This is a genomic window from Brachybacterium endophyticum (genome assembly GCF_003130585.1).
GTDB classification, from domain to species: Bacteria; Actinomycetota; Actinomycetes; order Actinomycetales; family Dermabacteraceae; genus Brachybacterium; species Brachybacterium endophyticum.
Window position 1 is genome coordinate 553,860 of sequence record NZ_QFKX01000002.1, and the last position, 14,619, is coordinate 568,478.

Below are 14,619 nucleotides of genomic sequence, written 5' to 3' on the forward strand. Positions count from 1 at the left end.
GGTGCGGGTGCGGGTGCCGGGTGAGGATGGGGGATGGGTCACCCTCGCGCGATTCCGCAGGACGTCTCGGGCCTAACAGGTCACCGTAGAGCTCGTGGAGGATCAACGAGCACACCGTGGCGCGCACGCGGCACACCGGACACGTGGCACACCAGGGATACGCGACACCCCGGTGGCGGACCGCCCCGGTGGCGCCCCCGCCCGGAGCCCACGGGGACTCGTCCTCCCGATCCTGGGGGTCTGCCTCGTCGTTCTCGTGACGGTGATCGTCGGCCGTCTGATCACTGCCGCGCCGGCGATCGAGGCACTCGACCTGGCGTGGATCCGCAGGGCCAACGGCGCACTCGGCCCGTTCACCTCCGAACTCGCCTCCGGCATCGACCTGGCGTGGGGGTCCGGTGCGGCTCCCGTCGCCGTGGCGGTGGTGATCGCCGCCGGGATCCTCGCCCGTCGCCTGCGCACCGCGCTCGGGGCGGCCGTCCTGATCGCCGTCCCATGGGGCGTCGTCCACCTGGAGAAGGTGATGGTCCAGCGGCCGCGTCCCGACCCGGGGGTGATCGTGCACGTACTGGTGCCCGATCCGCAGTCGTTCAGCTACCCCAGTGGCCACACGGCCTTCGTCACGGCCGTGTGCTGCGCGGTCGTCATCCTGCTCCGCGGCAGACGTCGCCGGCTCCTCGCCGTCGTGCTCGCCGTGGGCCTCGTGCTCTTGACGACCTGGTCGCGCGTAGCGCTCGGCGTGCACCACCCCACCGACGTGCTCGCCTCCGTCATGACGACGCCGGCGATCTCCCTGCTCGTGGCCCGGGCGCTAGCTGCGCTCGGTGTGCTCGCTCCGCCCACCCCGCGAGGGAGGGACGGCGCGCCCGTCGGGGAGATCAGCCGCGGTGCATCGGGCACGGGCGGGAGCGACGGGAACACCGACGCGGTCGACGACCCCGATGACACGGCCGACGGGCACAATGAGCGGTGAGCGCACGGGGCGCGAGGCGCGCAGCGGTGAGGGGAGAGCGGCCATGGGGGAGCGGACGAGCGAGCGGACATCGGCCGAGCGCGTGCCGGCATCCAGCGTGAGTCTCCGTCTGCTGCGCCTCGAGGACGCCTCGGCGCTCGCCGACCTCGAGGACCGCAACCGCAGCTACCTGCTCACCGGGGCACCGGCGCACGGGGACGACTGGGCCACGCGAGCCGGCCAGCGGGCCGCGATCGCCCAGCTGCTCGCGCAGTACGACGCCGGGACCTGCCTGCCGATGGCGATCCTGCTGGATGATCGCCTCTCCGAGCCCGGCCGGATCGTCGGCCGCATCACGCTGAACCAGATCCTGCGCGGCCCTGCCCAGTGGGCGAGCGTGGGTTACTGGATCGACGAGGGCGAGTCCGGGCGAGGAGTGGTCACCCACGCGCTGCGCCAGATCATCGACGTCGCCTTCCAGGGGCTCGGGCTGCACCGGCTGGAGGCGAGCGTCGTGGTGGGCAACGATCGCTCGGCGTCCGTGCTGCGCGCCTGTGGCTTCCAGGAATGCGGCTTCGCGCCGCGCATGCTGCGACTAGGGATCGCCGGGGACGGCTGGGCGGACTGCCGTCTCTTCCAGCTCGTGGACATGCGCGAGGAGGCCGACGACCCGCGAGGCGAGGTGCGTCCCGCAGACCCCGGGGCTCCGGACCCGGCAGGTGTGCAGATCCGTGCCGAGGTGCCGGCGTTCGAGGAGACGCTCGCGCTCTACGACGCGGTGGGCTGGGACGCGTACACCGAGGACCCGCAGACCCTGGGCCGTGCGCTCGCGGGCAGCACCCGCGTCGTCACCGCCCGGCAGGGCGAGCGCCTGCTCGGGATCGCCCGCGTCCTCAGCGACGGGGCGAGCATCGCCTACCTCCAGGACGTGCTGGTCGACCCTGGATCCCGCCACCGCGGGATCGGAGCCGATCTGGTGCGGGCGGCCCTCGCCCCGTTCGCCCATCTGCGCCAGCAGGTCCTGCTCACCGACGCCGACGCCTCCCAGCGGGCCTTCTACGAATCGCTCGGCCTGCGTGAGGCCCACGATCACGACCCGCCGCTGCGGGCCTTCGTGCACCTGCGCCGCTGAGCAAGCGTGGGCCGATGGCAGGACCGGCACTAGGATCGACGTCGTGAGCAGGATCGATCCCGAGCCGTCGTCGGGTGGTCGTCCCGACGCCTCTGGCAGCGCCCAGGGGGAGGGCACCACCGCCGCCGACGCCGACGCGCGCCTGGGCGGCGAGGACCCGCTCATGTTCGACCTGGCCGACGGCATCGTCGGCATCGCGCGGCTGATCCAGGTCTCCGACATCGAGGACACCAGCGTGGCACCGCTGAACGGCACCGAGATCATCGTGCTGCGCTGGGTGCATCGCCATCCGGGCACCACCTCGGGCCAGACCGCCCGTGCGACCGGCCTGCACCGCAGCAACATGAGCACCGCCCTGCGCGGGCTGGTCACCAAGGGCCTGGTGGAGCGCGAGAGCGATCCCGAGGACTCCCGCCGGGTCCACCTGCGGCTGACCGCCAAGGCCGAGGAGCACGGGCGGATCATCCGTCTGCACTGGGCGCGGGTGCTGCGGGAGCGGATCCCCGATCTCGACGCCGAGGACCGCGCTGCCCTCGAGCGCACCATCGGGCTGCTCACCGCCTGGGAGGAAGGGCCCGGGCCGCGCTGAACGAGCCCGCGATCCTCAGCGCTCTCCGAGCGGCAGCAACCGGGGCAGCTCGGCGAGCCAGGGCTCGAGGTCCCAGCCCTGCTCGGCCACCCAGTCGTCGTCGAAGTAGGTCCGGGTGTAGCGCTCGCCGCTGTCGCACAGGAGCGTCACCACGCTGCCGTGCTCGCCGCGCTCGCGCATCTCGTCGACCAGGCGGGCCACGGCCACCATGTTCGTGCCCGTCGAAGCACCGACGCGCCGCCCCAGTCGGTCCGAGACGAAGCGGGCGGCCGCGACGGAGGCCGCGTCCGGGATGCGCAGCATCCGGTCCACGACCCCCGGCACGAAGCTCGGCTCCACCCGGGGCCGTCCGATCCCCTCGATCCTCGAGCCGCGCTCGCAGGGGCCGTCCGGATCACCGCTGCGCCAGCCCTCGAAGAAGGCCGAGCCTTCGACGTCGGCGACCGCGAGGGACGTGGGCAGGCGGTGATAGCGCACGTACCGGCCCAGGGTCGCGCTGGTCCCGCCGGTCCCCGCTCCGACCACGAGCCAGCGCGGCACCGGGTGCGGCTCCTCGGTCAGCTGCTCGAAGATCGAGCGCGCGATCGAGTTGTGGCCCCGCCAGTCGGTGGCCCGCTCGGCGAAGGTGAACTGGTCCATGAACAGGCCCCCGCACTCCTCGGCGAGGGCGCGGGAGGCGGCGGCCATCTCCTCGGGCCGCTCGACCATGTGGCAGCGGCCGCCCTCGGCCTCGATCAGCGCGATCTTGCGCGTGCTCGTGGAGCGGGGCATCACCGCCACGAACGGCACGTCGAGCATCCGGGCCACGTGCGCCTCGCTCACCGCGGTCGATCCCGAGGAAGCCTCGATGACCGGCATCCCCGGCCTCAGCCAGCCATTGACCAGGGCGTACATGAACAGTGAGCGGGCCAGACGGTGCTTGAGGCTGCCGGTGGGGTGGGTGGTCTCGTCCTTGAGGTAGAGGTCGATGCCCCAGTCCCGCGGCAGATCGGGCTTGAGCAGGTGGGTGTCGGCGCTGCGGCGGTCGTCGGCCTCCAGGCGCCGCACCCTCTCGGCGACCCAGTCCCGCAGCTCCGGGTCCGAACGGTCGAGGTCCTCGAGGGACTTCAGCATCGTGTTCACCTGTTCTCCTGGTCCTCGTTCGCGTCGGTGCGCGGGCGGCGGGCGGAGCGTGAAATGGCCCGCATCCATGGCGCGACCGTGTCGAGTATGCCCGTTCACCGCACCCTCCGCGAGCGCAGCCGCCCCGCGTAGTCTGCCGGGGTGACCCACTACGACATCGCCCTCATCGGCTCCGGATCCGGCAACTCCTTCCCCGGCCCCGAGTTCGCGGACCGCTCGATCGTCTACATCGACCGGGGCGTCGGCCCCGACCGCGTGTTCGGCGGCACCTGCCTGAACGTGGGGTGCATCCCCACCAAGATGTTCGTGCACACCGCGGAGGTCGCGGGGACCCCGGCCGAGGCCGGGCGCTTCGGCGTGAGCGAGACCCTGGACGACGTCGACTGGCCGGCGATCCGCGACCGCATCTTCGGGCGCATCGACGGCATCGTCGCCGGCGGCGAGGAGTACCGCCGCGACCACGAGGACAACGCCAACCTGACCCTGCTGCGAGGCACCGCCCGCTTCACGGGCCCGCGCGCGCTGAGCGTGGACCTGCGCGACGGCGGCACCGAGGAGATCACGGCCGACACCGTCGTGCTCGGCGCGGGCTCCCGACCGATCATCCCGGGCATCGAGGGACTCGCCGAGTCCCACCCGCACACCTCCGACTCGATCATGCGGATCGACGCCCTGCCCTCCTCGCTGGTGATTCTCGGCTCCGGCGTGATCGCCCTGGAGATGGCGCACATCTTCTCCGGGCTGGGGGTTGCTGTCAGCGTCGTCGCCCGCTCCGGCCGGCTGCTGCGAGCGGCCGACGCCGACGTCTCCGAGCGGATCACCGAGGTCGCGCGCGAGCAGTGGGACGTGCACACGGACGTCACCACCACGTCCGTGCACCGCACGGAGGACGGCGGCGTGATCCTGCGCGGGCGCCGCACGGACTCGCCGACCGGCGACGCCGCCGGTTCGGCTGGCGCGGACGTCGAGATCCATGCAGACGAGATCCTGGTCGCGACCGGACGCCGACCGAATACCGACCTGCTGGACGTGCAGGCGGGAGGGATCGCCGAGGCCGAGGACGGCTGCGTGAGGGTCGATGCCCACCAGCGGGCACTGGGGAAGGACGGCCAGGCGGTCGAGGGCGTCTGGGCCTTCGGCGACCTCTCGAGCCCCGCGCAGCTCAAGCACGTGGCGAACCACGAGCAGCGCATCGTGCGCCACAACGTCCTGCACCCGGAGGACCTCGAGCGCTCGGACACGATGCCGGTGCCCGCGGGCGTGTTCACCCACCCGCAGATCGCGATGGTCGGTCTCACCGAGGACGAGGCCCGCCGCGAGGGCCACGACGTGCGCGTGGCCGTCCAGGACTACTCCTCGATCGCCTACGGCTGGGCCCTCGAGGACACCACGGGCTTCGCGAAGGTCATCGTCGATGCCGGCAGCGGACGGATCCTGGGCGCCCACATCATCGGGCCCGAGTCCACGATCCTCATCCAGCTGCTGATCCAGGCGATGAGCACGGGGCAGACCGCGCACGACATCGCGCGCACCCAGTACTGGATCCACCCCGCGATGCCCGAGCTCATCGAGAACGCGCTGCTCCAGCTGGACGACTGAGGGCCGGGCGAGCGGCCCCGGCGACGGGCCGCTCGGCCCCGGCGCGGGGCCGAGCGGCCCCACATCGACGGGTCAGTCGCCGGCCTCGGCGTCGGGATCCTGGGTGCCGGGCATGCACGCCGCGAGCGGATCGGCCTCGGCCTGCTCCTTGGCCTCCTTCGCGGCCTTGTCCTCGTCCGACTTGGTCGAGGAGTCGCTCGCGGAGGGCTCGTCGGAGGGCTCCTCGGTCTTCTCGTCCTTGGTGCTCTCGGCGCTCTCGGACGCCTTGTTCTTCTTCTTGGCGTCGTCGGTGCCCGCCACGGAGGTCGACTCGGTGGTCTTCATCGAGTCGTCGATCGACTCCTGCACCCAGGTCTTGAGGTACTTCCAGTCCGGGTGGCCGTCCACGAAGTAGCTCTTGCGCTGGCGGTCGGGGAGGTCCACGCCGGGCTGGATCGGGTACGAGGCGAAGCCCGCATCCTTGACCTTCCAGCCCAGGTCGACGAACGCATCGAGGTCGTCCGAGGGGATGTCGGTCTCGATGTTCGAGCCGGCCACGCCCACCAGGTCGGTGAAGTTCAGGGCGAGCTTCGTGGGGTTCGTCTGCTCCGAGACCACACGGACCATCCGCTGCTGGCGGCAGATGCGGTTGAAGTCCGTCGAGCCCTCACGGGAGCGGGCGTACCAGAGCGCCTTGTCGCCGTCGAGGTTCTGCTGACCCGGCTCGATGTAGCCGCTGATCGGGTACTTCCCACCGGTGGCCTGGTTGGTGCCGCCGCCGATCGGGATCTTCCTCTCGACGTTGATGTCCACGCCGCCCATCGTGTCGACGAGATCCGAGAAGCCCTGCAGGTTGACCATCGAGTAGTAGTCGATGCCCAGACCGGTGGCCTCCTCGACCGCCCACTCGGTGGCGGTCAGACCGGGGTTCTGGGTGTCCTCGGGGAAGAGGTCCTTGTTCTCATCGGCCCAGGACCACACCGCGTTGATGAGGTTCTGGCCCTTCCCGTAGTAGTCGAACCCGCGCGGGAACTCCTTCTGCGCGACGGTGCCCTTGGGGAAGCGGGGCTTCTCGAGGTTGCGGGGCAGGGAGAACAGGGCGGTGCGTCCCGTCTTCGTGTCGATCGAGGCGACCATGATGGTATCCGGTCGGGTGCCCTCGCGATCGCTGCCGGCGTCCTGGCCCAGGAGCAGGATGTTCACGCGCTCCTTGCCCTTCCAGGCGTCCTTGCCGGAGCCGAGGTTCCCGCCCTTGCCGCCGGAGGAGCGGAACACGTTCTCGTTGCCCAGCAGGCCCTGCGCGGCGAAGACGTACTGCTCCGCGCGTCCCAGGGGCAGCGCGATGCCGATCACCATCACCACGGCGATCAGCAGCGAGATGATCCGGCGACGCCCCTGCAGCCGCTCCTTGGTGTTGTGCGCGAGGTTCGAGGCCACGACCTGGAGGATCCAGATCAGCCCGATGACGGCGATCGCGACCATCATCGCGATCAGGACCTTCCTGCTGCTGACGAACTTCAGGGTGGTCAGCAGGGGATCACCGGCGGCGAACCAGATGGCGAGGGCGGCCAGCGCGATCACGAGTACCCCGAGGATCACCCAGCCCACGCGCTTGAGCTTGGTCGAGAGCAGCCCGGTCCCCGGGATGAACGTGGTCAGCACGGTCCATCCCGCGGCGCGGGGCAGGGAGCCCTCGCCTCCACGCCCGGAGGGGGCGCTGTCGTCACGGCCCGGACCCGCCGGACCGCCCGACCGCGGGCCGCGGGGGCCCGAGCCGCTGCCACCGGAGCCGCTGCCACCGGAGGCCACCCCACCGGAACCTGTCGCGGCGGAGCCGTCCGCGGCCGAGCCCGAACCCGCGGGGCCACCGGACCGCGACCCGTCGGAGCCCGACCCGGCGGAGGCCAGTGCTGCGCCGCCCGCTGCCGCGGCACCGGTCGCCGCAGCGGCGGTGCCGGCGCGACGTTCTGCGCCGGAGCGGTCCCGGGACGGGGAGCCCGGCGAGGCGGGGCGGTCGGAGTCGTCGGCGCCCGGGGCGGACGTGTGGTCCGCGTCGCTCGTGCCGGTCTCGGTGGTGTCGGGCTGCTCGGGCTCCTGGTCGCGCGGCCCCAGGGCCGTCACCGTCGAGGACGACCCCAGGCGCACCCCGGTGCGGGGCTCGTCCATCGGGGGCAGGACAGTGGTCGGCGGCTCCTCGGAGTCGTCCGTGGCCGAGGGGTCGGGCGACGATGCCGTCGAAGCGGCCGACGGCCGGGACGGGTCCGCTGCCGGACCCGGGCGCGGCACGACCCTGCTGTCCGCCGCGGACCAGGCGTCCATCTCGTCGTCGGTCGCTCGACGGCCGCGGCGGGCGCGCGACGGACGGGACGCGGTGGCGCCGCCGTCCTCGGCCTGCCAGGCGGCGCGGATCTCGGCCTGCTCGTCCCTGGGCTGGCCCGCGCGTCGACCCCGACGCCTGGTCGGCGCGTCGTCGGCCGAGGCAGCGGTGGAGGCGGGATCGGCGCCCTGCTGAGACTGCGCCGCGCTCGGGGCATCCTCCCGCGCGGCGGTCTCGCGGGTGGGGGTCTCGCGGACGGGGCTCTCGGCGGCGGCGCTCTCGACGCTCGAGGCGCGCGGGGTGACGTCCCGGCGGGCGCCGACCCAGCGCCGTGCAGCGCTGGCGTCGTACCCGGCGGCACGGTCTTCGTCGCGGTCCGCGCGCACCGAGGGCATGGTGCCGCTGTCGGTCTGCTCGTCTGCGTGTCGACCCCGATACGGGCGACGCGAACGGCGACCAGGTGTCTGGTCCGTCATGCGGGTCATCCTACGGATGTCCGCTGATCGCGTCAGCGCGGCGCGAGGCGGGGCGTGTGAAGGGGATCGGGACGCCGCTCGCGTGCCTGAGCGCCCTCACGAGCAAACGTCGCAGAACAGGACGAATGCAGACACCTCGCCGCAGCCGCGCCGCGGCACGACCGTCGGGCGCCCGCGCGTGGCGGTTGTCACGCCCTGCGCGTTCACGGACGCCTCTCGCGCGCGTGCAGAGGGTCCGTACCCTGGTGCCATGCGCCTGATCCACACACCGCAGACCGACCTCACGTACGACGACTGCTTCTTCCTGCCCGCTCGCTCCGCGATCGGCTCGAGGTTCGAGGTGGATCTGGCGTCCGACGACGACACCGGGGTGACGATCCCGCTCGTCGCCGCGAACATGACGGCGGTCTCGGGGCGCCGGATGGCCGAGACGATGGCCCGGCGCGGGGGTCTGGCCGTGCTGCCCCAGGACCTGCCCGCCGAGCGGGTCGAGGACATCGTGCGCAGCGTGAAGGCGCGCGATCCGCTCGTCGACCATGCGCTGACCCTCGAGGCGAGCGGCACCATCGGCCAGGCGCGTGCACTCATGCCCAAGCGCTCCCACGGCGTCGTGGTCGTCATCGACCACGAGGACCGGCCCCTCGGTGTCGTCTCGGCCGAGGAGCTCGCCGGCCGGGACGCCTTCACCGAGGTCGGGGAGGTGCTGAGCACCGACGTGCTGCGTCTGTCCGCCTCGGAGGTCACCGGCGATCCCGCTGCGCTCCACGCGCGCATCGCCGCGACCCACCACGAGGCCGCCCTGGTGCTGGAGCAGGACGGGGCGCTGCGCGGCGTCCTCACCGCCCGCGGCGTGCTGCGCTCGACGATCTACGACCCGGCGCTCGACGACGAGGGGCGCCTGCGGGTGGCGGTCGCGATCGGCATCAACGCCGACGTCGCCGCGCGTGCACGCGCCCTCGTGGACGCCGGGGCCGACGTTCTCGTGCTCGACACCGCCCACGGCCACCAGGACAAGATGCTCGAGGCCCTGCGCACCGCCCGCCAGGAGATCGGCGAGCGGGGGAGCACCCCTGTCCGCCTGGTCGCCGGCAACGTCGTGACGGCCGAGGCGACCCGCGACCTCGTCGAGGCAGGTGCCGACATCGTCAAGGTCGGCGTCGGGCCCGGCGCGATGTGCACCACCCGGATGATGACCGGGGTGGGGCGCCCCCAGTTCTCGGCCGTCCTCGAGTGCGCCGAGGCCGCGCGCGCCCTGGACGCCCGGATCTGGGCCGACGGCGGCGTGCGCCACCCCCGCGACGTGGCTCTCGCCCTGGCCGCCGGCGCCTCGGCCGTGATGATCGGCTCCTGGTTCGCGGGCACCTACGAGTCCCCCGGTGACCTGCACGTGGACGAGCGCGGACGCGCCTACAAGGAGAGCTTCGGCATGGCCTCCAAGCGTGCCGTCTCCTCCCGCACCGCCGCCGAGGACGCCTTCGCCCGCGCCCGCAAGGCCCTCTTCGAGGAGGGCATCTCCTCCTCGCGCATGTACCTGGCCGACGGGGCCGGCAGCGTCGAGGACCTCCTCGACGAGATCACCGCCGGCGTGCGCTCCTCGTGCACCTACGCAGGAGCGGTGGACCTCGCCGCGTTCCGCGAGCGCGCGGTGGTGGGGCTGCAGAGCGCGAGCGGGTACGCCGAGGGCAAGCCGCTCGCGCAGTCCTGGGCCTGATCACCGCGGATACCCGTTAGGGTCGAACCATGACGACTCTCGTGATCGGTGGTGCCGGGTACATCGGGTCGCACGTGGTGCGACTCCTGCTGGAGAGGGGCGAGCAGGTCGTCGTGGTCGACGACCTCTCCACGGGCTATCGCGCCCGCACGGAGGGCGCGGACCTCGTCGAGCTCGACGTCACCTCCCCGGAGGCCGTGGACCGGCTCGCCTTCCACCTCACCAGCTCCGGTGCGGACTCGGTGATCCACTTCGCCGCGCACAAGCAGGTGGGCGAATCCGTCGAGAACCCGGAGATGTACTGGCACGACAACGTCGGCGGGCTCGCCAACGTGCTCGCCGCCTGTGCGAAGGCCAAGGTGCGCGACGTCGTGTTCTCCTCGTCCGCGGCCGTGTACGGGATGCCCGACGTCCCCGAGGTCACGGAGGATCTCGCCCCGCAGCCGATCAACCCCTACGGCGCGAGCAAGTACGTGGGGGAGTGGATGCTCGCCGACGCCGAGCGTGCGCACGACATGCGCACCGTCGCGCTGCGCTACTTCAACGTCGCGGGCGCCGGCTGGCCCGAGCTCGCGGACACGCAGGTGATGAACCTGGTGCCGATCATCCTGGACGCCCTCGAGCGCGGCGACGTGCCGACGGTGTTCGGGGAGGACTACGACACCCCCGACGGCACCTGCATCCGCGACTACGTGCACGTGCTCGACCTGGCCGAGGCCCACATCGCGGCGCTCGAGTACCTGCGGGGCGGCGACCGTCCTCACCGCGTGTTCAACGTGGGCACCGGCACCGGTTCGAGCGTGCTCGAGGTGATCGACGCGATCGCGAAGGTGAAGGGGATCGAGATCGAACCGCGCATCGGCGAGCGGCGTGCGGGAGATCCGGCCCGTCTGATCTGTTCGACCGACCGCATCCGCGAGACCCTCAGCTGGAAGAGCGAGAAGTCGCTCGAGGACATCGTCCGCTCCGCCGTCGAGGCCCGCGAGGCTGCTGCGCAGGACTGACGGCCCGGGACCGGCAGCCCAGCACCGACACTCCAGCACCGACAGCCCAGGACGCAGAGGGGCCCGCGCATCGCCACGATGCGCGGGCCCCTCTGCGGCGAGAGCGTGGCGCAGGTTCGAGAGGCAGTCGTCCCCTCCCGTGCGCCCCGCCGTCTCACGTCAGATAGCGGTAGATCGGGTCCTCGGGATCGATGCGCTCGATCTGCATGTTGGAGGCTGCCATCCGGGACAGCAGCGGCTCGAAGTTCTCCCTCGCCCCCAGCTCGATGCCCACGAGCGCGGGGCCCTCCTCGCGGTTGTTGCGCTTGATGTAGTCGAACAGGACGATGTCGTCGTCCTGGCCCAGCACCTGGTCCAGGAACCGGCGCAGGGCCCCGGGCTCCTGCGCGAACGTCACCAGGAAGTAGTGCTTGAGGCCCTCGTGCACGAGGGAGCGCTCGACCACCTCGTTGTACCGGGAGACGTCGTTGTTGCCGCCCGAGACGATCACCAGGATGCCGCCGCGGTCCTCCGTGTCACCCCCGGTCGAGCCGTCGTTCCCGACGAGCCCCGAGGCGACGGCGGAGGCGGCGAGGGCGCCGGCCGGCTCGGCGATGATCCCGTCGGTCTGGTAGAGCGCGAGCATCTCGGAGCACACCGCGCCCTCGTCGACCGCGAGCAGGTCCGGCTGGATCGCCTGGGCGGCGCGCAGGGTCGACGCGCCGACGCGGCGCACCGCCGCGCCGTCGACGAAGCGGTCCATCTCGTGCAGGGTGACGGGGCTGCCGTGACGCATCGCGGCGGCCATGGAGACCGCGCCCGCGGGCTCGACACCCACCACGCGGATCGAGGGCTCGCGCTCACGCAGCCAGGTGCCGCAACCACCCAGCAGTCCGCCGCCGCCGACGGGCAGGACCACTGTGTCGACGTCCTGGCCGTGGGTCTCGCGGATGTCGGTGACGGCCTCGAGGGCGACGGTCCCCTGTCCGGACATGGTCTGCGGGTCGTCGAAGGGCGGCACGATGGTCGCCCCGGTGCGGCGGGCGTCGTCGGCCGCCGCCTCGGAGGCGTCGTCGAAGGTGTCACCGATCAGGATCAGCTCGACACGGTCGCCGCCCAGTGTGGTGATGCGGTCGCGCTTCTGGCGTGGGGTGGTCCCGGGCACGTAGATCCGGCCGTCGATGCCCAGCACGTTGCAGGAGTAGGCCACGCCCTGCGCGTGGTTGCCGGCGCTCGCGGCGACCACGCCGACCGAGCGGAAGTCCTCGTCCAGGGCGTCCATGAACAGGTAGGCGCCGCGCAGCTTGTAGGAGCGCACCACCTGCAGGTCCTCGCGCTTCAGCCACACCGGGACCCCGGCGATCGCGCTCAGGCGATCGCTGAGGTGGACCGGGGTGCGTCGCACGATGCCCTCCAGACGTGAGGCGGCCGCCTCGACGTCGTCGGCGGTGAGCAGGGGGAGTGGCGACTCGGACGCGGACATAGGAACTCCGGGATGTTCGGGTGGACGAGCGCGCACCGCCGCGAGGTGTGATGGTGTCCGCGGCGGGCGGAGGCTGTGGCTTGCCCTGCGACAGTACGCAGATCGGACCCCGCGTGCACACCGGGTCGAGGGACGGACCCCTCGCCGCCTCAGCGGGTCGCGCCGCTCCCTGGTCGATGCAGGGGCCGGGAGCCGGGGCGACGCGGGGAGGAACGCGTCGGATGGGGCCTGGCCAGCAGCCGCTCGACGTCGTCGAAGACCAGCTGGGGGTTCGTGTCCAGCAGCAGCGGCATGCCGGAGATCACGGGGATCCGCAGGCTCTGCGGGATCTCCACGGTGGCGATGATGAGGTCGGCGTGGAAGTCCTGCGAGAGCATGTCCATCACGGTGGTGGGGAGGACATGGGCCTGGATCTGGCGTCGGTCGAGATGATCGTGCATCTGACGCGCGAGCTGCGCGGAGGCCGTCACGCCGGAACCGCTGACGACGGCGATGGTGCGCACGGTCCCTCCTTCCCGCCCCCGCGGGGCGATGCGCCGACTCCTCTCCGTGGGGCTCACGGAGTCAGGACGAGGTGCACCGTTCGGCAGGGCGGTGTGGCGCACGTCACCATCGTGGCACGGGAGGGGCGCTGAGGCCAGGGGTGCTGCGCGGATCCGTCCCGTCGGCGTCCGTGGACGGCTCGACGGAGCGGCTCCGAGCAGACGACGACCCCGGACGACAGGGTCGTCCGGGGTCGATCGGTGCGCTCCGGGTCCGCGAGGTCTGCGACCTGCGGGACCGGGGCGGGTGTCAGGAGGCGAGGACCTCGTCGAGGATCGACTCGGCCTTGATCTCGTCGGTCTTCTCCGCGAGCGCGAGCTCGGAGACGAGGATCTGTCGCGCCTTGGCGAGCATCCGCTTCTCCCCGGCCGAGAGGCCGCGGTCCTGATCGCGACGCCAGAGGTCACGGACGACCTCCGCGACCTTCTTGACGTCACCCGAGGCGAGCTTCTCGACGTTCGCCTTGTAGCGGCGCGACCAGTTGGTCGGCTCCTCCGTGTACGGCTGACGGAGGACGTCGAAGACCTCCTCCAGGCCCTCCTTGTCCACCACGTCGCGGACACCGACCAGGTCGACGTTGTCGGCCGGTACCTCGATGGTGAGATCTCCCTGTGCCACCTTGAGCTTGAGGTAGGTGCGATCCTCGCCCTTGATGGTGCGGCTCTTGACCTCCTCGATCAGCGCTGCTCCATGGTGCGGGTAGACGACTGTCTCGCCGACGGCAAAGTTCATGTGTTGGGCCCCTTTCCTGGCTTCCAGTCTACCACGAGGACGTCTGATAAAATGCGCCCCTTTTGATATCGGCGCTGGTCACGAGGGTGAGGGAGCGGCGCCCTCGGCAGTTCGGCAGGGACTCGGCGCCGCGCCGGGCATGCGAGGGATCACGCGGCCCGCGCCGCCGCTGTGACCGGGCGAACGGCGTCCGTGCGCTAGTCTGGACAGGTACGACGTCGCGTCAGATCCCGGCGTCCCCGATCCCTTTTCCCGCCCGGGTCGCCCCTCCGGACGGACATGAACAGGAGTCCTCGTGAAGTCCGTGCGTCGTCCTCGACTCGCCCTCACCGTCGCCGCGCTCGCGCTGTCCCTCGGCGCGACCGGCTGCAGCTACATGAACCCGGTGCAGACGCACGACTTCTACCAGGCGGCCGACGGCACCAACGTCAGCCTCGTCGACGCCGAGAAGAACTTCACCGTCGGTGTGCGCAACGCGATCGTCATCGTGGACGACTCCCAGCGCGGCGAGCTGCTGGGGTCCGTCGTCAACTACACCGACAAGCCGGTGACCGTGAAGATCCAGGGCGATTACGAGGGCACCACGGTCTTCTCCGACAGCGTCGAGGTGCCCGCTCACGAGACCGTCCAGGTCGAGCCCAAGTCGCTGCAGAAGAACAAGGACCCGCAGGAGTCGAACCCGATCCGGATCGGCGCCGACGACTTCCCGGTCGATCCCGGCAAGACCATGAAGCTGACGATGTCGGCCGACGGGAAGAAGCGCACCGAGACGCTCCCGGTCACCGACAGCAGCCTGTCGTACTACAAGTCCGGCGGGTCCGAGGGCGGCTCCGGCAGCGGCTCCTCCGATGGCGGCGGCTCCGGCAGCAACGCGTCGGACGGCGGCGGGGGCTCCGGCCACGGCGAGGGCTGAGAGCCACCACGAGGGTCGACGCCGCGCCGTCGTCTAGGGGCGACGCCGCGCACGCGGGCCTGCGTCGGGTCGAGGACCGCCGTGCCGG

General features: G+C 71.8%; 12 protein-coding genes. 7 read left to right on the top strand and 5 right to left on the bottom strand.

From position 1 onward, the window contains the following. Window positions 1-256: 256 nt before the first annotated feature. The 3 genes from DEO23_RS06880 (at window position 257) to DEO23_RS06890 (ending at window position 2,673) form a co-directional block, all read left to right on the top strand. Window positions 257-973, top strand: coding sequence for a phosphatase PAP2 family protein (locus DEO23_RS06880; protein ID WP_165831756.1), 717 nt, complete (start codon window positions 257-259; stop codon window positions 971-973). 97 nt (window positions 974-1,070) lie between these two features. After that, entirely contained in the window at window positions 1,071-2,084 is a 1,014-nt protein-coding gene (locus tag DEO23_RS16560) for a GNAT family N-acetyltransferase (RefSeq protein ID WP_165831757.1), read from the top strand. Between the two features lie 43 nt (window positions 2,085-2,127). Beyond that, window positions 2,128-2,673 carry a MarR family winged helix-turn-helix transcriptional regulator gene (locus DEO23_RS06890; protein WP_109275254.1) on the top strand — a complete coding sequence of 182 codons (546 nt, stop codon included), beginning with the start codon at window positions 2,128-2,130 and terminating at the stop codon, window positions 2,671-2,673. Between the two features lie 15 nt (window positions 2,674-2,688). Here DEO23_RS06890 and DEO23_RS06895 read toward each other — a convergent pair whose 3' ends face one another. After that, a complete protein-coding gene (locus DEO23_RS06895) occupies window positions 2,689-3,786 on the bottom strand; it encodes a PLP-dependent cysteine synthase family protein (protein ID WP_109275629.1) in 1,098 nt (365 codons plus the stop codon). A 150-nt stretch (window positions 3,787-3,936) separates the two neighbouring features. On the opposite strand from DEO23_RS06895, the gene DEO23_RS06900 reads away from it, so the two are divergent. Then, the gene (locus tag DEO23_RS06900; RefSeq protein ID WP_109275255.1) at window positions 3,937-5,394 is read left to right on the top strand and encodes a mycothione reductase; all 1,458 of its coding nucleotides are present in this window, start codon (window positions 3,937-3,939) and stop codon (window positions 5,392-5,394) included. A gap of 72 nt (window positions 5,395-5,466) precedes the next feature. Here DEO23_RS06900 and DEO23_RS06905 read toward each other — a convergent pair whose 3' ends face one another. Next, the gene (locus tag DEO23_RS06905) at window positions 5,467-8,166 is read right to left on the bottom strand and encodes an LCP family glycopolymer transferase (protein ID WP_240613263.1); all 2,700 of its coding nucleotides are present in this window, start codon (window positions 8,164-8,166) and stop codon (window positions 5,467-5,469) included. A gap of 250 nt (window positions 8,167-8,416) precedes the next feature. On the opposite strand from DEO23_RS06905, the gene DEO23_RS06910 reads away from it, so the two are divergent. Both DEO23_RS06910 and galE read left to right on the top strand, forming a co-directional pair. After that, entirely contained in the window at window positions 8,417-9,877 is a 1,461-nt protein-coding gene (locus tag DEO23_RS06910; protein ID WP_109275256.1) for a GuaB1 family IMP dehydrogenase-related protein, read from the top strand. A gap of 29 nt (window positions 9,878-9,906) precedes the next feature. Next, window positions 9,907-10,881, top strand: coding sequence for a UDP-glucose 4-epimerase GalE (gene galE, locus DEO23_RS06915; protein WP_109275257.1), 975 nt, complete (start codon window positions 9,907-9,909; stop codon window positions 10,879-10,881). Between the two features lie 154 nt (window positions 10,882-11,035). Here the strand turns inward: galE and ilvA are convergent, their stop codons facing one another. The 3 genes from ilvA to DEO23_RS06930 all read right to left on the bottom strand — a co-directional run bounded on the left by ilvA (window position 11,036) and on the right by DEO23_RS06930 (window position 13,618). Further along, a complete protein-coding gene (ilvA, locus tag DEO23_RS06920) occupies window positions 11,036-12,343 on the bottom strand; it encodes a threonine ammonia-lyase IlvA (RefSeq protein ID WP_109275258.1) in 1,308 nt (435 codons plus the stop codon). A gap of 149 nt (window positions 12,344-12,492) precedes the next feature. Next, the gene (locus DEO23_RS06925) at window positions 12,493-12,846 is read right to left on the bottom strand and encodes a PTS sugar transporter subunit IIB (protein ID WP_109275259.1); all 354 of its coding nucleotides are present in this window, start codon (window positions 12,844-12,846) and stop codon (window positions 12,493-12,495) included. 289 nt (window positions 12,847-13,135) lie between these two features. After that, window positions 13,136-13,618, bottom strand: a complete 483-nt coding sequence (locus tag DEO23_RS06930; RefSeq protein ID WP_109275260.1) for a CarD family transcriptional regulator — start codon at window positions 13,616-13,618, stop codon at window positions 13,136-13,138. A 295-nt stretch (window positions 13,619-13,913) separates the two neighbouring features. On the opposite strand from DEO23_RS06930, the gene DEO23_RS06935 reads away from it, so the two are divergent. Further along, the gene (locus tag DEO23_RS06935; protein ID WP_205678889.1) at window positions 13,914-14,531 is read left to right on the top strand and encodes a hypothetical protein; all 618 of its coding nucleotides are present in this window, start codon (window positions 13,914-13,916) and stop codon (window positions 14,529-14,531) included. The last annotated feature ends 88 nt before the right edge of the window (window positions 14,532-14,619 follow it).

Coding starts and splice junctions, on each gene's coding strand:
- DEO23_RS06895 (WP_109275629.1), bottom strand. CDS start 3,786: ATGCTGAAGTCCCTCGAGGACCTCGACCGTTCGGACCCGGAGCTGCGG.
- DEO23_RS06905 (WP_240613263.1), bottom strand. CDS start 8,166: ATGACGGACCAGACACCTGGTCGCCGTTCGCGTCGCCCGTATCGGGGT.
- DEO23_RS06910 (WP_109275256.1), top strand. CDS start 8,417: ATGCGCCTGATCCACACACCGCAGACCGACCTCACGTACGACGACTGC.
- galE (WP_109275257.1), top strand. CDS start 9,907: ATGACGACTCTCGTGATCGGTGGTGCCGGGTACATCGGGTCGCACGTG.
- ilvA (WP_109275258.1), bottom strand. CDS start 12,343: ATGTCCGCGTCCGAGTCGCCACTCCCCCTGCTCACCGCCGACGACGTC.
- DEO23_RS06930 (WP_109275260.1), bottom strand. CDS start 13,618: ATGAACTTTGCCGTCGGCGAGACAGTCGTCTACCCGCACCATGGAGCA.